General features: G+C 70.9%; 14 protein-coding genes. 3 read left to right on the forward strand and 11 right to left on the reverse strand.

Translation table 11 applies throughout. From position 1 onward, the window contains the following. Positions 1-10: 10 nt before the first annotated feature. The 3 genes from ABZ937_RS14955 to ABZ937_RS14965 form a co-directional block, all read right to left on the reverse strand. Positions 11-1336, reverse strand: coding sequence for an ABC transporter substrate-binding protein (locus ABZ937_RS14955; protein ID WP_361691176.1), 1326 nt, complete (start codon positions 1334-1336; stop codon positions 11-13). Positions 1337-1368: 32 nt separating this feature from the next. Beyond that, complete coding sequence (locus ABZ937_RS14960) at positions 1369-2979, reverse strand: glycoside hydrolase family 13 protein (RefSeq protein ID WP_361691179.1); 1611 nt, start codon at positions 2977-2979, stop codon at positions 1369-1371. Positions 2980-3114: 135 nt separating this feature from the next. Then, positions 3115-4386, reverse strand: coding sequence for an ABC transporter substrate-binding protein (locus ABZ937_RS14965; protein WP_361691182.1), 1272 nt, complete (start codon positions 4384-4386; stop codon positions 3115-3117). 123 nt (positions 4387-4509) lie between these two features. On the opposite strand from ABZ937_RS14965, the gene ABZ937_RS14970 reads away from it, so the two are divergent. The 3 genes from ABZ937_RS14970 to ABZ937_RS14980 are packed head-to-tail and all read left to right on the forward strand — an operon-like array spanning position 4510 to position 8068. After that, positions 4510-5016 (forward strand): PadR family transcriptional regulator, encoded by a 507-nt coding sequence (locus ABZ937_RS14970; protein ID WP_361691185.1) that lies wholly within the window; start codon positions 4510-4512, stop codon positions 5014-5016. Then, positions 5013-5765 (forward strand): ABC transporter ATP-binding protein, encoded by a 753-nt coding sequence (locus tag ABZ937_RS14975; RefSeq protein ID WP_361691188.1) that lies wholly within the window; start codon positions 5013-5015, stop codon positions 5763-5765. The genes ABZ937_RS14970 and ABZ937_RS14975 overlap by 4 nt, the downstream gene beginning before the upstream one ends. A 20-nt stretch (positions 5766-5785) precedes the next feature. Then, the gene (locus ABZ937_RS14980) at positions 5786-8068 is read left to right on the forward strand and encodes an FtsX-like permease family protein (protein WP_361691627.1); all 2283 of its coding nucleotides are present in this window, start codon (positions 5786-5788) and stop codon (positions 8066-8068) included. A 7-nt stretch (positions 8069-8075) separates the two neighbouring features. Here the strand turns inward: ABZ937_RS14980 and pgi are convergent, their stop codons facing one another. The 8 genes from pgi to ABZ937_RS15020 form a co-directional block, all read right to left on the reverse strand. Continuing rightward, positions 8076-9728 carry a glucose-6-phosphate isomerase gene (pgi, locus tag ABZ937_RS14985; RefSeq protein ID WP_361691191.1) on the reverse strand — a complete coding sequence of 551 codons (1653 nt, stop codon included), beginning with the start codon at positions 9726-9728 and terminating at the stop codon, positions 8076-8078. 56 nt (positions 9729-9784) lie between these two features. Further along, on the reverse strand, positions 9785-11053 hold the full coding sequence (locus ABZ937_RS14990; RefSeq protein ID WP_361691194.1) for an MFS transporter: 1269 nt from the start codon (positions 11051-11053) through the stop codon (positions 9785-9787). A gap of 122 nt (positions 11054-11175) precedes the next feature. Further along, complete coding sequence (locus ABZ937_RS14995; RefSeq protein WP_003957010.1) at positions 11176-11511, reverse strand: RNA polymerase-binding protein RbpA; 336 nt, start codon at positions 11509-11511, stop codon at positions 11176-11178. Between the two features lie 246 nt (positions 11512-11757). Beyond that, positions 11758-11994 carry a preprotein translocase subunit SecG gene (gene secG, locus ABZ937_RS15000; protein WP_361691197.1) on the reverse strand — a complete coding sequence of 79 codons (237 nt, stop codon included), beginning with the start codon at positions 11992-11994 and terminating at the stop codon, positions 11758-11760. Between the two features lie 108 nt (positions 11995-12102). Further along, the gene (gene tpiA, locus ABZ937_RS15005; protein WP_361691630.1) at positions 12103-12879 is read right to left on the reverse strand and encodes a triose-phosphate isomerase; all 777 of its coding nucleotides are present in this window, start codon (positions 12877-12879) and stop codon (positions 12103-12105) included. A gap of 20 nt (positions 12880-12899) precedes the next feature. Next, the gene (locus ABZ937_RS15010) at positions 12900-14111 is read right to left on the reverse strand and encodes a phosphoglycerate kinase (protein ID WP_361691200.1); all 1212 of its coding nucleotides are present in this window, start codon (positions 14109-14111) and stop codon (positions 12900-12902) included. 136 nt (positions 14112-14247) lie between these two features. Beyond that, complete coding sequence (gene gap, locus ABZ937_RS15015; RefSeq protein WP_361691203.1) at positions 14248-15255, reverse strand: type I glyceraldehyde-3-phosphate dehydrogenase; 1008 nt, start codon at positions 15253-15255, stop codon at positions 14248-14250. Positions 15256-15553: 298 nt separating this feature from the next. Beyond that, the gene (locus ABZ937_RS15020) at positions 15554-18508 is read right to left on the reverse strand and encodes a M14 family zinc carboxypeptidase (RefSeq protein WP_361691206.1); all 2955 of its coding nucleotides are present in this window, start codon (positions 18506-18508) and stop codon (positions 15554-15556) included. Positions 18509-18619 lie beyond the last annotated feature (111 nt).

Genomic DNA, 18619 nt, shown 5'->3' on the forward strand with positions numbered 1-18619 from the left:
GTGCTGCCGGTCAGCCCTGGTAGGCCTTGGCCGCGGCCGACTCCAGCTTCGCCGCGGTGCCCTTCGGGTCCGAAGGGTCGCGCAGGAAGTCCTGCAGGAGCTTCCACTCGCCGGTGCCCTTGGTGCCGCCGAAGGCCGCCGGGGCCTGGTCGGACATGTCGAAGCGGACCGAATCGCCCGCGCCGACCAGGGACTTGGCGGTGGCGCGGGTGACCTCGTCGCCGTACGAGGCGAGGTCGAGCTTCTTGTTCGGGGACAGGAAGCCGCCCGCCTTGGCCCAGACGGCCGCCGCCTCGGGGGTGGCCAGGTACTCCAGGAGCTTCATGCCGGCCCCGGCGTTCTTGGCGTCCTTGAGGACGACGGCCGCGTCACCGCCGCTGACCACCGGTGCGGTGCCGCCGTCGACCGCCGGGAAGGGGAAGAAGTCCGCGTCCTTGCCGATGCTCTTCCCGTACTGGTCGTGGGCGACGCCGGCCACGAAGTCGCCCTCGTAGACCATGCCGGCCTCGGGCTTGGGGCCGAACACCTTCTCCACCGAGCCGGGGAAGTCGGTGTTCAGGGCCTCCTTCTGGCCGCCGGCGATGAGCTGCTTGTCCTTGAAGAGCTTGCCGAGGGTGCTGAGCGCCCTGACCACCGTGGGGTCGGTCCACTTGAGCTTGTGGGCGGCGAGGGCGTCGTACTTCTCGGGGCCGGCCTGGGAGAGGTAGATGTTCTCGAACCAGTCGGTGAGGGTCCAGCCGTCCTGCCCGGCGACCGAGAAGGCGGCGAGCCCGGAGTCGGAGACGGTGTGCCCGGCCTTGAGCAGCTCGTCGTACGTCTTGGGGGGCGTGACCCCGGCCTGGGTGAGCGCGTCGGGGCTGTACCAGACCGTCGACTTGTGGGCGGCCTTGAAGTAGAGGCCGTAGAGGGTGCCGTCGACGCTGCCGTACTTCTTCCACACGGGTGCGTAGTCGGCGTCGATGGTCTGCCGCGCGGCCGGGGACAGCGGCTTGAGCCAGCCCTTCTCGGCGAACTGCTGGAGCACGCCGACCTGCGGGACCATGACGACGTCGGGTGCGTTGCCGCCCTCGATCTTGCTGCCGACGACGGTGGAGACATTGTCGCCGGTGGACACGAACCGGGTCTTGGCTCCGGTCTTCTCGGTGAACGCGTCCAGGACTTTCTGGAAGTTCTTCTGCTCGCTGCCGGACCAGACGCCGGCCACGGTGACGGTCTGGCCGCTGAGGGCCTTGTCGCCGCCGCCCGCGGAGACGGGTCCGCCGCCGCAGGCGGTGGCGCCGAGGGCGAGCGCGAGGGCGGTGCAGCCGGTGAGCAGGGTCGTGCGTCGTCGCATCATCGTTGACGGACCTTTCCTGTAGGGACGGGTGATCACAGGTCGGTGAGCCACCAGGCCGCCGTGGCGCCGGGCAGGACGCCGGGCGGGCAGGGGCCGCTGGAGAGCAGGGGGGTGCCGGGGACCGGCGCGGGAGCGCCCGCGGTACCGAAGTTGACGGCGCAGACCAGGCCGTCGCCGCGGGCGAAGGCGAGGACGCCCGGCGGGGCGTCCAGCCAGTCCAGCGTGCCCTCGCCCAGCTGGGGCAACGAGGAGCGGAGCTGGAGCCCGTCGCGGTACAGGTGCCAGAAGGAGCGGGTATCGGCGAGGGCGCGGTCGGTGGCGTACTCGGCGAAGTAGTCGGGCTGCGGCAGCCAGGGCTTGGCGCCCTCCGCACCGGAGGTGAAGCCGAACGGGGAGGCCTGCCCGGACCAGGGCAGCGGCACCCGGCAGCCGTCGCGGATCCGGGCGCGGCTGCCGGTGCGCCGGAAGATCGGGTCGGTGAGCACGTCGTCGGGCAGGTCGACGACCTCGGGCAGGCCCAGCTCCTCGCCCTGGTAGATGTACGCGGCTCCGGGCAGCGCCAGCATCAGCAGCGCGGCGGCGCGGGCGCGGGCGGCGCCGAGGCCGCTGCCCTCGGGGGCGGGTTCGCCGTAGCGGGTGACGGTGCGGACCTGGTCGTGGTTGTTGAGGACCCAGGTGACCGTGGAGCCGGTGCCGGCGATGTCCTGCATGGCCTCGGAGATGACCTTGCGGAAGGCGTCGGCGTCCCAGGGGGCGCCGAGCAGGTCGAAGAAGAAGGCCTGGTGGAGTTCGTCGGGGCGGACGTACAGGGCGTGTTCGCGGGCGGTGGGGACGGAAACCTCGCCGACGAGCAGGCGTTCGCGGCCGTCCCGGTCGGCGTACTCGTCGCATATGGAGCGCCAGCGGCGCCACACCTCGTGCACCTCGGGCTGGTTCCAGGCGAGCGGGTTGACCGAGTCGCGGGTGCGGGCGTCGGCCTCCGGGTCGTCGGAGTCGGGCAGTCCGGGGTGCTTGTAGAGGCCGGCGGCGACGTCGATGCGGAAGCCGTCGACGCCCCGGTCCAGCCAGAACCGCAGGACGCGGTCGAACTCGTCGGGGATCTCGGGGTTGCGCCAGTTCCAGTCGGGCTGCTCGGGCGTGAACATGTGCAGGTACCACTGGCCGTCGTCGACCCTGGTCCAGGCCGGGCCGCCGAACATGGCGTGCCAGTTGTTGGGCGGCTCGCTGCCGTCCGGGCCGCGGCCGGCGGCGAAGTGGAAGCGGGCGCGGGCCGGGCTGCCGGGCGCGGCGGCCAGCGCCTCGCGGAACCACGGGTGCTCGCTGGAGCAGTGGTTGGGGACGATGTCGAGCAGCACCTTGATGCCGAGCCGCCGGGCCGCCGCCATCAGCAGGTCGAACTCGGCGAGGTCGCCGAAGAGCGGGTCGACATCGCGGTAGTCGGCCACGTCGTAGCCGTGGTCGTGCTGCGGCGAGGGGTAGAAGGGGCTCAGCCAGATGCCGTCGACGCCGAGCTTCTTCAGGTACGGAAGTCCGGCCCGGACGCCGGCCAGATCGCCGACGCCGTCGCCGGTGCTGTCCAGGAAGCTGCGGACGTAGACCTGGTAGATCACCGCGTCCCGCCACCAGTGGTACTTACTCAACATGCATGCATGTTAGGTAGGCGTGTCAGGACGGTGTCAACGAAAAGAACAATGGTTACCGAGGAGTTGGGGTGACAAATACGGACTTACCTGGGCACGTGGATGCCAGTTGAGATGCCCGCGTTACCTAACAAGTAACTAGCGGTTGGCGATGGCGTCGAGTTCGCGTGCCAGCCGGCGCACGGCCTGCCCGGGCGTCTGCCGCCCGGTGAGCGCGTCCTGCACGACCGCCTGCACGGCCAGGCTGACCTGGTCGTAGTGCGGGCTCTTGGGCCGCGGACGGGCGGTGAGGACGGCGGTGCGCAGGGTCGGCAGGTAGGGGAACCGCCTGATGAGCGCGGGGTCTTCGTACAGCGCGGCGCGCACGGGCGGCAGCGCGCCCCGCGTGAGCACCTGGCGCTGGACGGGCGCGCTGGTGAGGTACGCGATCAGGCGCGCGGCGGAGTCCGGGTGCCGGGTATGGCTGTTGACCGCGAGATTGGAACCGCCGAGGACGCTCGTCCCCGGCCCGTCGGGCCCGGGCAGCGGTACGGCGCCGATCCTCCCGGCGACCTTCGAGCCCTTCTCCGAGGCCACGGCGTAGGCGTAGGGCCAGTTGCGCAGGAAGAGCAGCCTGCCGTCCTGGAAGGCCTGCTTGGACTCCTCCTCCTTGTACGTCAGCGCCCGCCGCGGGATCCAGCCCTCGCGGATGCCGCGGGCGAGGAAGCCGATGCCCTCGCGGGCGGCGGCCGAGTCGACGGTGACGCGGGTGCCCTCGCCGCCGAGGATCGTGCCGCCCGCCGAGTACACCGCCTCGGCCGCGTTCACGGTGAGGCCCTCGTACGGCAGGAACTGGCCCGCGTAACCGTCGAGTCCGTACTTCGGCGCGACGGTCTTCGCGTCCCGCTCCAGCTCGGCCCAGGTGCGCGGCGGGGGCACGCCCTCCTTGGCGAGGACGTCCTTGCGGTACAGGAGAAGTCCGGCGTTCGTGACGTACGGGACCGCGTACAGCCGTCCGTCGTACGTCGCCGTGTCCACCACCGGCGGCAGGAAGCTCGCCAGCGGGAAGCGGTCGCGGGGCAGCGGGCGGATCCAGCCGGCCGCCGCGAACTCGGAGGTCCAGTCGACGTCGATGTTCAGGACGTCGAACCGGCCCCGGTCGCCGCCGCGCAGGTCGGTCGTCATCTGCGCGTGCGTCTCGTCGGCGGAGTCCGGCAGCTCGACCAGGGTGACCCGCTCGCCGGGATGGGTGCGGTTCCAGCCCTGGAGCAGCGGGCCCAGATAGCCGGTGAGGTCGCCGGCGGTGGCCAGGGTGAGCGGGCCGCGAGCACCGCGGGCGCCCTCGTCGGCGCGGGCGCCGGAGGCGACGTACCCGGTCATGATCACGGCCAGAACGAGGAGGCCCCTACCGGCGGCGCGCATCCACCGCATAGGTTCCTCCTTGTGCACCGGCACCCCGGGCACCCTCGCCCGGGGACAGAGGCCATGTATACCTGTTAGGTATGCGCGATACTAGGGCCTGGAGCACATGGAGCAGACAGGAGGAGAGCACGAGTGCGCCTTGCCCTCCTGGCACTCCTGGCCCGCGGCCCGGCCCACGGCTACGAGCTGAAGCAGGACCTTGAGCAACTGCTGGGCGCCGCGTACCCTCAGCCGAACGTCGGCCAGATCTACGTCACCCTCGGCCGTCTGGAGAAGTCCGGGCTGATCGAGGGCGAGGACGTCGAGCAGTCCAGCCGGCCCAACAAGAAGGTCTACCACCTCACCGAGGCCGGGCGTGAGGCGCTGCGCGTCTGGTTCGAGGAGACCGAGGACGAGCCGCGGGTACGGGACGAGTTCTTCGTGAAGCTCGCCCTCGCCCCGCAGACCGGTCTCGCCGACCAGATCGCCCTCATCAACCGGCAGCGGCGCCAGTACCTCAACATCATGCGCAGCCTGTCGAAACTGGCCGCGGCCGAGAACCGGGACAACCGAATCGCCCAGCTGCTGATCGAGGGCGCGATGCTGCACCTGCAGGCCGACCTCGACTGGCTGGAGCGGTGCCAGGAGGAACTGGAATGAGCGAGCACGCCGCTCCGGTGCTGCGGGCCGAGGGTCTGGTGAAGACCCACCACGGCGAGGGCGCGCCCGCGCACGCCGTCCGCGGGGTGGATCTGAGCGTGGCCCGGGGCGAGTTCGTGGCGATCACGGGACCGTCCGGAGCCGGCAAGTCCACTTTGCTGCACCTGCTCGGCGGGCTGCAGCGGCCGGACGAGGGCAGCGTCTGGCTCGACGGCCGGTGCACGGACTCCTTCAGCGAGGCCCGCTGGGCGGTGGAGCGGCGCAAGGCCCTCGGGATCGTCTTCCAGTTCTTCAACCTGGTGTCGAACCTGTCGGTCGCCGACAACGTCGAGCTGCCCGCGCTGCTGGCCGGTGTCCCGCCGAAGAAGGCGCGCGCCGAGCGGGAGGCGCTCCTTGCCGAGCTGGGCCTGGAGGGCAAGGAGCGCAGCATGCCGGGCGAGCTGTCCGGCGGCGAGCAGCAGCGGGTCGCCCTCGCCCGGGCCCTGGTCAACCACCCGCCGCTGCTCCTCGCGGACGAGCCGGCCGGCAGCCTCGACAGCAAGGGCACCCGCGAGGTGATGCGGCTGCTGTCCCGGTTCCACGGGCGCGGCCAGACCATCGTCCTCGTCACCCACGACGCCCGGCTGGCCAGCGCCGCCGACCGGGTGATCAGCTTCTTCGACGGCCGCATAGCCGACGACGCGACCCTGGACGGCGCCCCGCGGCCCCGGCGCGGCGGGATCTCCGGGGTGCTGGAGCTGAGGGACTGACCGTGCTGGATCTCAGGGACATGCGGGCCACCCTGCGCTGGGCGCACTCCGACCTGCGCACGCATCGCGGCGAGGCGCTGTTCCTGGTGCTGGCGACCGCCGGCATCGTCGTCTCGCTGCTGCTCGCCACCGCCCTGTTCGGGTACGCCACGAACCCGTGGCAGCGGACCTTCGCCGAGGCGCGCGGCGCCCACGTCTGGCTGCACACCGCGCTGTCCGCCGACGCCGGGAAGCTGGCCCGGCTGGACGGTGTCACCTCCGTCGCCGGCCCCTACCGCACCGAGTCCGCCACCGTCGCCGCCCGCGGCACCCGCGCCTCCGTGGAGCTGCGCGGCACCCCTGATCAGCCCTCCGTCGGCCGGCCCCTGCTCACCTCCGGGCACTGGCTGGACCCGGCCGCGCCGGACGGCGTCGTGCTGGAGAGCGGCCTGGCCCGGGCCCTGCTGGCGGAGCCCGGCGACACCCTGACGCTGCCCGGCACCGCCCGCACCCTCACCGTCGAGGGCATCGCGGACAGCGCAGAACCCCCGTACCGGCCGGGCGAGCAGCCGGGCCTGGTGTGGGCGCTGCCGTCCGCGGTGCGCGCCCCGGCCGGCCAGGTCATCGGGCTGCGGCTCGGCAACGCGGCCGACACGGACTACGCCGTGCAGCGCGCCGTCACCGTGCTGGGCGCGGGCGCGGTCGGCGAGGTCTCCACCTGGCAGCAGGCGCGCGCCGAGGCACAGGGCGCGGGCCGGCTGCTGGGCCAGGTGCTCGGCCTGTTCGGTCTGGGCGCCCTGATCGCCGCGGGCTTCGCGGTGCACGGCGCCATCGCCACCCGGATCCGCGGGCATCTGCGGGACCTCTCGGTGCTGAAGGCGATCGGCTTCACACCCGGCCAGGTCGTACGGATCTTCCTGCTCCAGCACCTGGCGTACGCCCTGCTCGGCGCCGTCGCCGCGGCGGGCCTCACCGAGGGCCTGGGCAGCCTGATCCCCGGGCGGCTCGGGGACGCGGTGGGCGTGTGGCAGGGGCTGCCCGGGCACACCCTGGCGCTGGGCGCGGTGCCCGCCGGCGCCGTGCTGTTCATCGCCCTGACCACAGGGCTCGCCGCCTGGCGGGCGGGTCGGGTGCCGCCGGTTCCGGTGCCGCGCCCGGCCGCGGCGAAGGGCGGGCGGCTGACCGGGCCGGCCCGGCGGGCGCTCGGGCTGCGACTGCCGGCCGCCCTGGTCCTCGGCTGCCACAAGGCGTTCGCGGGGCGCGGCCGGTCCCTGGCCACCGTGGCCCGGCTCACCCTGCCCCTGCTGCTGATCGTGGTGGCGGTCAGCGCGTGGACCACGATCGACCGCTTCCACAGCAGCCCCGAGCGGGTGGGCCTGCCGACTGCGCTCACGGTCCGCTCGGACGGCGCCCTGGACGCCGCCGGCGTACGGTCCGTGCTGACCCGCGACCCCCGGGTCGCCGCCGCCTATCCGGGCGTCGAGGTGGCCGCGCTGGTCCCCGGCCAGACCGGGACCATCGCCCTGCGCGGTGTCGGCACCCGCGCCGAGCCCTACCCCTACGCCCTCGCCGAGGGCCGTCCCGCGCGCGGCCCGGACGAGGCGGTGGCCGGCCAGGGCCTGCTCGACGTGCTGCACGCGCGGGTCGGCGACTGGGTCCGGATGACGGTCGGCGACCGGCCGCAGATCCTGCACATCGTGGGCCGCGCCATCGAACCGCGCAACGCCGGCCGGGTCGTGACCACCTCCCTGGACACCCTCCGCGAGAACGACCCGGAGCTGTCCCCCGCCTTCTACGAGCTGCGCCTGCGCCCGGGCGCCGACCCGCACCGCGTGGCCACCGCGCTCGCCTCCGCCGGCCGTGGTCACCTGGAGGCGCACCCCGTGACGAACCCCGCCGACGGGCTGTCCCCGCTGCGTGGTGTCGTCGCCGGGCTGATCGCCGTCCTGGCCCTGATCGGCCTGGTCGAGCTGCTCACCGCGATCGGCGGCAGTGTCCGCGAGGGCGAGCGGGACGTGCTGGCACTCCGGGCGATCGGCATGTCCCCGCGGCAGATCACCGCGATCACCGTCACCGCGACGAGCTGTACGGCGCTGGCGGCGGTCGTCGCCGGTACGGCGCTGGGGCTGCCGCTGGCCCGCCGGCTGATCGACGCCCAGGGCGGCTCCAGCGGCATCGGCGCCGGGATCGCCCAGTCCCCCTCGCCCGGGCTGCTGCTCCTGCTGGGCTCGGCCGCCGTGCTCGGCGCGGCGGCGCTGTCCGTGCTGCCCGCGGCCCGCGCGGCCCGCCGACGCCTCGCGGACACGCTGAGCGCGGTGGCCTGAGCCTGTCTCAGCTCCGGCCGCGCAGTTCCCGGTACCTGGCGACCAGCGCCTTCGTCGACGCGTCCAGGCCGGGGACGTCGGCGCCTTCGGTGAGGGCGGGCTCGACGCGCTTGGCGAGGACCTTGCCCAGCTCCACGCCCCACTGGTCGAAGGAGTCGATGTTCCACACCGCGCCCTGCACGAACACCTTGTGCTCGTAGAGGGCGACCAGCTGGCCGAGCACGGACGGGGTCAGCTCGCGGGCGAGGATCGTCGTGGTCGGCCGGTTGCCCTGGAAGGTCTTGTGCGGGACCAGTTCCTCGGCGACGCCCTCCGCGCGGACCTCCTCCGCCGTCTTGCCGAAGGCGAGCGCCTGGGTCTGGGCGAAGAAGTTGGCCATCAACAGGTCGTGCTGGTCCTTGAGTTCACCGCTCAGCTCGGCGACCGGCTCGGCGAAGCCGATGAAGTCCGCCGGGATCAGCTTGGTGCCCTGGTGGATCAACTGGTAGTAGGCGTGCTGCCCGTTGGTGCCGGGCGTACCCCACACCACCGGTCCGGTCTGCCAGTCGACCTGCTTGCCGTCACGGGCGACGTACTTGCCGTTGGACTCCATGTCCAGCTGCTGGAGGTACGCCGTGAACTTGGAGAGGTAGTGGCTGTACGGCAGGACCGCGTGCGACTGGGCGTCGTGGAAGTTGTCGTACCAGATGCCCAACAGGCCGAGCAGCAAGGGCGCGTTGGCCTCGGCGGGAGCGGTGCGGAAGTGGTCGTCGACCAGCCGGAAGCCGTCGAGCATCTCGCGGAAGCGGTCCGGGCCGATGGCGATCATCAGGGACAGGCCGATCGCGGAGTCGTACGAGTACCGGCCGCCGACCCAGTCCCAGAACTCGAACATGTTGGCCGGGTCGATACCGAACTCGGTGACCTTCTCCGCGTTCGTGGACAGCGCCACGAAGTGCTTGGCCACCGCGGCCTCGTCGCCGAGCGCGGCCAGCAGCCAGGTGCGGGCGGACGTCGCGTTGGTGATGGTCTCGATCGTGGTGAAGGTCTTGGAGGCGACGATGAACAGGGTCTCCGCCGGGTCCAGGTCCCGGGTGGCCTCGTGCAGGTCGGCACCGTCCACGTTGGAGACGAAGCGGACCGTGAGGTCGCGGTCGGTGAAGCTGCGCAGCACCTCGTAGGCCATCGCGGGGCCGAGGTCCGAGCCGCCGATGCCGACGTTGATCACGTTCTTGATGCGCTTGCCGGTGTGGCCGGTCCAGGCGCCGGAGCGGACGCGGTTCGCGAAGTCGGTCATCCTGTCGAGCACAGCGTGCACGGCCGGGATCACGTTCTCACCGTCGACCTCGACCACCGCGTCCCGCGCGGCGCGCAGCGCGGTGTGCAGCACGGCCCGGTTCTCGGTGACGTTGATCTTCTCGCCGCGGAACATGGCGTCGCGGAGGCCGAAGACGTCCGTCGCGGTGGCCAGCTCGCGCAGCAGGCGCAGCGTCTCGTCGGTGACCAGGTGCTTCGAGTAGTCGATGTACAGGTCGCCGACCTGGAGCGTGTACCCGGTGCCGCGCGCGGGGTCGGCGGCGAACAGATCCCTCACATGGGTGTCCGCGAGCTCTTCCCGGTGCTTGGCGAGAGCGGTCCACTCGGGCGTCTGGTTGAGCCTGGTACGGCCGTCTGCGTTCATTTCCGACTTCAGCCTTCTTTCGGTACCTGTCCCGCTGCCGTTCCCAACCTAATTGATCAGCGCACGGGACGAGCGGTCGAGACGCTGTCCTCGCGGGCAACAACAGGTACGTCCGGCCGGCGCGCCGGTATCAACGCGGTGACGGACAGGACGAAGAAGACGGCGGCCAGCAGGGGCGGGGTGCCGGCGCCCCACACCGTGGCCACGGCGCCGCCGAGCAGCGCGCCCACAGGTGCTCCGGCGACCCCGAGGGTGCGGAACGCGGCGGCCACCCGGCCCACCGTCCCGGCGGGGGTGCGCTGCTGCATCAGGGTCGTGGTGGTCACGTTCCACACCATGCCCATGACGCCGAACACGGCCATGGCGGCCACCAGGACGGCCAGGCTGCGCACGGTCCCCATGACGACGAGGGCGCCGATCTGCACCGTCCCGGCGAGCAGGACGGCCCGTACCCCGCCCAGGCGGGCGACGAGCCTGCCGTTCACGGCGGCTCCGGCCAGGCTGCCGAGCGTGTAGGCGGTGGTCGCCGCCGCGTAGCCCGCGGTGCCCCCGTGCAACGGGCCGGTGATCAGTAGCACCAGGGTGGCGACCAGGGCACCGACGCCGATGTTGCACAGGGCGGTGGCGGCGCACAGGCCGCGCAGGGCGCCGTCGCGCCACAGGGTGCGCAGTCCGTCGGCGATCTCCCGGCGCAGGGTGCTGCCCGCGGGTCTCGGCTCTCGCTCGGGTGCGCCGGTGCGCAGGGAGGCGACCAGGGCGGAGGCCAGCAGGAAGGTGGCCGCGTCGGCCGCGAACGGCGCGGCGGTCCCGGCGGCGAGCAGCAGCGGCACCACGGGTGCCCCGAGCAGACCGCCCGCCACCCGCTGCCCCGTCATGAGGCGGGCGTTGGCGCTGCCGAGGGCCCCGGGGCCGACCAGGGCGGGCAGCAGGGCCGTGGCGGCGTTGTCGAAGAGGGTCTCCAGCGTGGTCAGTACGAAGGCCAGCGCGATCAGCAGGGCGATCGAGGCGTGGCCGAGGGCCACGGTGACCGCGAAGGCGGCGACGAGCAGCGCTCGTACCGCATCCACCGTCCACATCGCGCGCCGCTGGTCGACGCGGTCGGCCACCGCTCCGCCGAGCAGCCCGAAGACGAGCCAGGGCAGATAACCGCAGGCGGTCACGGCGGCGATGAGCAGGGGCCGGTCGGTCAGCGAGGCGGCGAGCAGCGGCAGCGCGGCCCTGCGCAGTGCGTCACCGAAGCTGGAGAGCACGGCCGCGCTCCACAGCCGCCCGAAGCCCCCGCGCCACGCGGGCGCACGCCTGTCCGCCGTCTCGGCCACCGTCACAACTCCCCCTCGCGGTTCACGCCTTCACGAAAACCGTAGAGGGCACCACTGACAATCGGTCGGCGCCGAGTGGCGGATATGGCTCCGGCCGGGCGCCCGCGGGCACCCGGCCGGTGAAACTGCTAGATCTCGCCGCGCAGTTTGGCGAGCGCCTCGGCGAGGATCGCCTCGCCGTCCGCGTCGCTGCGCCGCTCCCGTACGTACGCCAGGTGCGTCTTGTACGGCTCGGTGCGCGGCGGGTCCGGCGGGTTGTCCCGGTCCTGGCCGGCCGGGAAGCCGCAGCGCGGGCAGTCCCAGGTGTCGGGTACCTGCGCGTCGCTGGCGAAGCTGGGCTGCGTCTCGTGCCCGTTGGAGCACCAGAAGGAGATGCGCAGACGCGGCGCGGACTCGCCGCGCTCGGCCTCGCCCATCGGCCCCGCCCCGACCCGGCTTCCTCGGATCGCGTTGCCACTTGCCACGGTCGTAACTCCCTGCGTGATGGTGCCGCAAAGCGAGTCGGCGTTTCGCTTCGCTGCGAGCGCCTCAGTCTACGTAAGGCCCAACGCGCGTCCAGTGATTGGAGTTACCGGGCCCCACATCCAGACGCAAGCCCCATGATAGGCCGCGCTCGGGAGCACGTACCCAACATGGGGCTTTACGTGTGGAATATGCGGATTGTGCGGGCTGTACGCCCTGTTTGCGCTGTTCGCGCGTCAGCTGTTCCGTCAGCTGCTGGTCTTCATCAGGATGCCGAGGACGATGATGCACGCGAACCACAGCACACCGATCACGATGGTGATGCGGTCGAGGTTGCGCTCGGCGACCGAGGAGCCGCCGACGGAGGACTGCATGCCGCCACCGAACATGTCGGAGAGGCCGCCGCCCTTTCCCTTGTGCATCAGCACCAGCAGCATCAGCAGCAGGCTGAAGACGATCAGGGCGATCGAGAACCCCAAAACCACGGCTGGACCAACTTCCTCGGATTCGGATGGACGACGGGGGCACAGCGCCTCGGCTGTGCCCCCGCAAGGGTACGACGTATCGCCGCTACCGCCTACTCACAGCTCGTGTCACTGATCGCGGAAGCGCACGATCTTGACGAACTCGTCGGCGTCCAGCGAGGCACCGCCGACCAGGGCGCCGTCGATGTCGGCCTGCGCCATGATCTCGGCGACGTTGCCCGACTTCACGGAGCCGCCGTACTGGATGCGGACCTTGTCGGCCAGCTCCTGCGAGTACAGCTCGGCGATCTTGGCGCGGATGGCTGCGCAGACCTCCTGGGCGTCCTCCGAACCGCAGACCTTGCCGGTGCCGATGGCCCACACGGGTTCGTAGGCGATCACGACGGTCTCGGCCTGCTCGGCCGGGAGGTCCTTGAGACCGCCCTCGAGCTGGGCGAGGGTGTGGGTGACGTGGTTGCCCGCCTCGCGGACGTCCAGTTCCTCGCCGATGCACAGGATCGGGGTGAGACCGTGCTTGTAGGCGGCCTTGACCTTGGCGTTGATCAGCTCGTCGGTCTCGTTGTGGTACTGGCGGCGCTCGGAGTGGCCGATCACCACGTAGGTGCACTTCAGCTTGGCCAGCATCGGACCGGAGATCTCGCCGGTGTAGGCGCCGGAGTCGTGCTGCGAGATGTCCTGGGCGCCGTACTTGATCTTGAGCTTGTCGCCGTCGACCAGGGTCTGCACCGAGCGCAGGTCGGTGAAGGGCGGCAGGACGGCGACCTCCACGGCCTCGTAGTCCTTGTCCGCCAGGGCGAAGGCGAGCTTCTGGACGTGTGCGATGGCCTCAAGGTGGTTGAGGTTCATCTTCCAGTTGCCCGCCATCAGCGGCGTGCGCCCGGAAATGTTGGATGCGGCCATTGAGGTCAGTCCTCCAGTGCGGCGAGGCCGGGGAGCGTCTTGCCCTCGAGGTATTCGAGGGAGGCGCCGCCACCGGTCGAGATGTGTCCGAACGCGTTTTCGTCGAAGCCGAGCGTACGCACGGCCGCGGCGGAGTCACCGCCGCCGACGACGGTGAAGCCGTCCGAGTCGACGAGTGCCTCGGCGACGGCCCGGGTGCCTCCGGCGAAGTCGGGGTGCTCGAAGACGCCCATGGGACCGTTCCAGAAGACGGTCGCGGCGTCGGCGAGCTTCGAGGCGTACAGCTCGCGGGTCTCCGGACCGATGTCCAGGCCCTCCTGGTCGGCGGGGATGGCGTCCGCGGCGACCACCGTGTGGTCGGCCGGCGTCTGGCCCTTGATGTCCGGGAACTCCCGGGACACCAGGACGTCGACCGGGAGCACCAGTTCCACGCCCAGCTTCTCGGCTCGCTCCATGTACTCGGTGACGGCCGGGATCTGGTCCTCCTGGAGGAGGGAGATGCCGACCTCGTAGCCCTTGGCCTTGAGGAAGGTGTAGGCCATGCCGCCGCCGATGAGCAGGCGGTTGGCCTTGCCGAGCAGTTCGTCGATGACGGCGAGCTTGTCGGAGACCTTGGCGCCGCCGAGCGCGACGACGTAGGGGCGCTTGACGTCCTCGGTGAGCTTCCTGAGGACGCCGACCTCCGTGGCGATCAGGTAGCCGGCGTAGTGCGGCAGCTTCTTCGCCAGGTCGTAGACGGAGGCGTGCTTGCGGTGGACGGCGCCGAAGCCGTCACCCACGTACACGTCGGCGAGGGCCGCCAGCTGGTCCGCGAATGCGCCGCGCTCGGCGTCGTCCTTGGACGTCTCGCCGGCGTTGAAGCGCAGGTTCTCGATGACCGCGACCTGGCCCGGCTGGAGGCCGTCCACGGCGTCGTGGGCGGCGGGGCCGACGGTGTCCTGGGCGAAGGCGACCGGGGCGCCGAGCAGTTCACCGAGGCGCTCGGCGGCGGGCAGCAGCGAGAAGGCGGGGTCCGGGGCGCCCTTGGGGCGGCCCAGGTGGGAGGCGACGACCACCTTGGCGCCGGCCTCGGCGAGGGCCTTGACGGTGGGCAGAACGGCGCGGATGCGGCCGTCGTCGGTGATCGTCCCGTCGGCCAGCGGCACGTTGAGGTCGGCGCGGACGAAGACCCGCTTGCCGCTCACGCCGTCGGCGAGAAGTTCGTCGATCGTCTTCATTGAGTGGACTCCTGAGGAGGGCTCGTGGTGCACCTGATCGTAAAAGGGCGTGGTCAGTACGTGAGAGCAGGGCCCGGACAGCGCGGCCATGCGCTGCCCGAGCCCTGCTCTCACTTCGTGGTCCTGCTGTTTGCGATCAGAGCTGGTTGCCGACGAAGACCGTGAGGTCCACGAGGCGGTTGGAGTAGCCCCACTCGTTGTCGTACCACCCGATGACCTTCACGCTCTTGCCCTCCTGGACCATGGTCAGGGAGGAGTCGAAGGTGCAGGACGCCGGGGCGTTGACGATGTCGGAAGAGACGATCTCGTCCTCGGTGTAGTCGAGGAGGCCCTTCAGCTCGCCCTCGGCGGCCTTCTGGAAGGCGGCGTTGACCTCTTCCTTGGTGACCTCGCGGGAGAGCTCGACGACGAGGTCGGTGACCGAGCCGGTCGGGACCGGGACGCGCATGGCGATGCCGTCGAGCTTGCCCTTGAGCTGCGGGAGGACCAGGGCGGTGGCCTTGGCGGCACCGGTGGTGGTCGGGATGATGTTCTCGGCGGCGGCACGGGCGCGGCGCAGGTCCTTGTGCGGGAAGTCCAGGATGCGCTGGTCGTTCGTGTACGCGTGCACCGTCGTCATCAGACCCTTGACGATGCCGAAGTTCTCGTCGAGGACCTTCGCCATCGGCGCCACACAGTTGGTGGTGCAGGAGGCGTTGGAGATGACGTGGTGGTTCGCCGGGTCGTACTTGTCCTGGTTGACACCCATCACGATGGTGATGTCCTCGTCCTTGGCCGGAGCCGAGATGAGGACCTTCTTGGCGCCGCCGGCGATGTGCTTGGCGGCGTCTTCCTTCTTGGTGAAGATGCCGGTGGACTCGATGACGATGTCGACACCCAGCTCGCCCCACGGGATGTCGGCCGGGTTGCGCTCGGAGAGCACCTTGATGGTGTGGCCGTCGACGGTGATGGTGTCGGCGGTGTGGGAGACCTCCTGCTTGAGGCGGCCCAGGATCGTGTCGTACTTGAGCAGGTGCGCAGTGGTCGCCGTGTCACCCAGGTCGTTGACAGCCACAACCTCGATGTCAGCACCCTGCTCCAGCAGCGCGCGGAAGTAGTTACGGCCGATGCGGCCGAAGCCGTTGATGCCTACGCGGATCGTCACGAACCGATCTCCTCGTTGGTACGCCGGCCATGCGGTGCCGGCGAGCTGTGTTTGGGATGTCCCCGACCACCACCGACCCTACCTCTCTGAGGCCCCCGGAGTGACATCGAGATGACCCATACACGGGCAGGCAGTCCGTACCCGCCAGTAGGGGTACGGACCGCCTCGGATCGGCAGTTGATTCATCCGTATTTGTCACGGAATGCCGGGCATTCTTGACGCTGTTTTCACTCGTTCGTGAGCGGGTCGGCTCACTTGATGTGCACCCCGTCGGCGCACCGTTGAGAGGGGGTTCCGCTCACCTGTCGAGCGAGGCGAACGCCTTCCTCAGCAGGGCCGTCCGATCGGCCGCCGACGGCACCTGCTCCAGGCCGAAACCGAGCAGCACGGTGTCGTCCGTGGCGACCGCTCCATGGGTCTGGAACAGGGTCCCGGTGCGCGTCCAGTCCTTCAGGACCGCCGGGCTGCCCGCCGGCGGCCCGGCCGCCTTCCAGGCACCCAGGGACGACTCGAAGCCCTCGGTCTCCTTCACCGCCCCGCCGGTCAGCAGCGAGGCGTCGTCGGCGAGGACGCCGTGCCCGCCGCTGCCGGGGTCGGTGACGTAGCTGATCGAGACCTCGACGGCCTTCCCGGCGTACGCGCTCAGGTCGAAGCTCACCTGCTGCCAGCCGGAGGAGCTGCCGGTGAGGCTGTTCCAGGAACCGGTGGTACCGGTCGCGGTGCAGGTGTTGCCGGTCATCGTCAGGTAGTGCTTCAGCCACGGGTGCTCGCCGATCAGGAACCCGCCCCCGCACTCGGCCGGCACGGCCGTCTTCGTGGCCCCTCCGGCCTCCGGCAGGGTCGTCCAGTCGTCGGCGCCCACGGTGTGCGCCTCGACCACCGCGTGGTCGTAGCCGGGCTCGGTGTCCCACAGCAGCCGGGTGCTCAGGGTCGGCTTGTCGGCCGCACCGACACCGGTGAGGTCGATGGTGCGGGTGAGGCGCTTGTAGGCGTCGTCGGTGTGCACGGCGGCGGCCATGGCGGATCCCGTGTACGGCCCGTACGGGTTGACGGTCCCGGCGAAGGTGCCCGCGCCCGCGCTCTTGAACTGCGGGTACGTGCCGACCGGCAGCTCGTCGGAGGTGACGCCGTAGGTACCGGCCTTGTCGAGCGGGTTGCCGGGCGCGTCACCGAGCGCGGCGGTGAAGCCGTCGAGCGCGCCGGAGCCGGTGAAGCCGGTGGCCCCCTTGGTCGACGTCCGGCTGTAGGCGCCCAGGTAGTACTGGCTGAAGTCGTCCGACGGGGTGCCGTCGCCGAGGTCGACGCTGCCGCCGGCCAGTTCGCCGGCCTCGATCAGCCGTCCGCCCTCGTTGAGGTAGGCGCGCAGCTGGAGCTGGGTGGCGTTGCCGGGGCCGTTCGCGCCGGAGTAGTGCACGACCGTCCGGAAGTGCTTGAGGACACCGAGCGCGTCCGGCGCGCCCTGCGTGGCCACGTCCCAGACGAGGGCCCGGTGCCCGGCGGCCTTGAGCGCGTCCACGTACGTCCGCGCCTGTGCGGCGGCCGTGCCCTCCTCGGCGACCACGAGGGTGTCCGCCTTCGCCCGCCGGGCGACGGTGTAGGTGAAGCGGTCGCTGGAGACCTTCTTCCCGTTCCTGGTCTCACCGGTGAACCACACCTCGACCTTGTCGCCCGGGTCGCCGTCCCGCACCTTGGCCCGGTACTGGTCGAAGTAGAGGTTGTCCTCGCCGCCGTAGGTCTGTCCGCCCTTCCAGGGCTTCAGCGCCTGGCCGAGCGTACGGCCGCCGTTGACGCGGTACTTGAGTTCCTTGTCCCGGATCGCCTTGCGCACGACGACCGAGACCTCCTGGTCCGCGCCCCGGGAGTACGAGGTGCCGAACGCGGCCGGGGTGAAGTCGGCGGCGTCCAGGCCGACCGAGGAGGCCGGCTTGTCGGGGTGCGCGGCGGTCTCGGCGACGGAGAGCGCGAACGGGACGTTCTTGGCGAACTCCTGCTGGATCAGCTTCTCGTCGTCGGGGAAGTTGAAGCCCGACTGGCAGTCCTGGCTCTTCCAGGCGTCGTCCGGGTCGAGGTCCGACGCGGTCTGACAGGTCGACATCTCCGGGGTGAACATCGCCATCCCGTTGACGTTCGACGCGTGGCCGTCCGCCTCGCCGTTGGTGGTGTACAGCTCCGAGGACACCTGCGGGTGGTAGCCCGGGACGGCGGAGTTGTCGGGGGTGCCGGCCAGCGCCTTGTAGACGACGTCGTCGGGGGTGGGCGTGGCCACCTGCCAGCCGACGCCGTAGAGGAGGAGTTCGGCGGCGGAGTGGTAGTTGATGCCGTAGGTGAAGCCGATGCGCTTCTCGAAGCCGTCCAGGGCCCTCGTCTCGGGCTCGGAGGCGGGGCTCGCGCCGCGGTAGGTCTGGCTGGTGGGGTTGGGGGACGAACCCTCGTCGTCGTAGCCCCACTTGTAGGCGAAGTTGCGGTTGAGGTCGACACCGTCGCCCGTGCTGATCACGCCGTCGCCGTTGACGTCCCGCAGGTTCTTGCGCCACAGGCGGTTGGCGGAGCCCTGGAAGGTGTAGTCGTAGCCGTCCGGGTTGGCCGACAGCACGAACCACAGCTCGGTCGAGTCGACGATCTTCTTGACGCGCTTGTCGGTCCGATAGTGGTCCAGGTAGTAGTGCAGCAGCCGCCGGGTCATCTCCGGCGTGATCCATTCGCGCGCGTGCTGGTTGGACAGGTACAGCACGGCGGGCCTGGAGCCGTCCTTCGACTTCTTCGCGTTCTTGGTCAGTTTGAGCGCGAGGATGTCCTGGCCCTTGATGGTCCTGCCGATGGACTCGACCTTGGTGAGGCCGGGGTGGGCCTGGGCGGTCCGGAGGATCTCCTCCTTGAGACCGCCGCTTCCGCTGTACGGGCGGAACACGCCCTGGGCGGCGTCCTCGACCCGGGCCACCGCCTTGGCCGAGAGGGTGTGCTCGGTGAGGTCGACGCCCTGCTTGCGCAGCTGGGCGGCCTGCTTGTCGGTCAGGTAGACCTCGACCTCGGCCTTGCCGCGTCCGGTCACCCGCTCACCGAGTTCATGGCCGTCCTGGCCGGCCTTGAGCAGCAGGGGTACCTGCTGCTTCGTGACCTCGGCGCGGAAGACCTTGACCTCGTCCGGCCCGGACGGGGCCGGGGTTCCGCTCTGTGCCTGGGCTGTGGGTGCAAGGCTCGCTCCGCCGAGGAGAAGCGCGCCGACAGCGAGGATCGATCTCGCTCTGTGTCTCATGAACCCCCCTACCGGTGGTCCGCCACAGCGGCGAACAGGTTGCCAGGCTCATGTCACTCCATGATCGAGTCAAGAGTGCCTCACAGACACGAAAACGCCGGTGCCGACCAC

Origin of the sequence: Streptomyces sp. NPDC046727 (assembly GCF_040645635.1) — a bacterium.
Classification (GTDB): domain Bacteria; phylum Actinomycetota; class Actinomycetes; order Streptomycetales; family Streptomycetaceae; genus Streptomyces.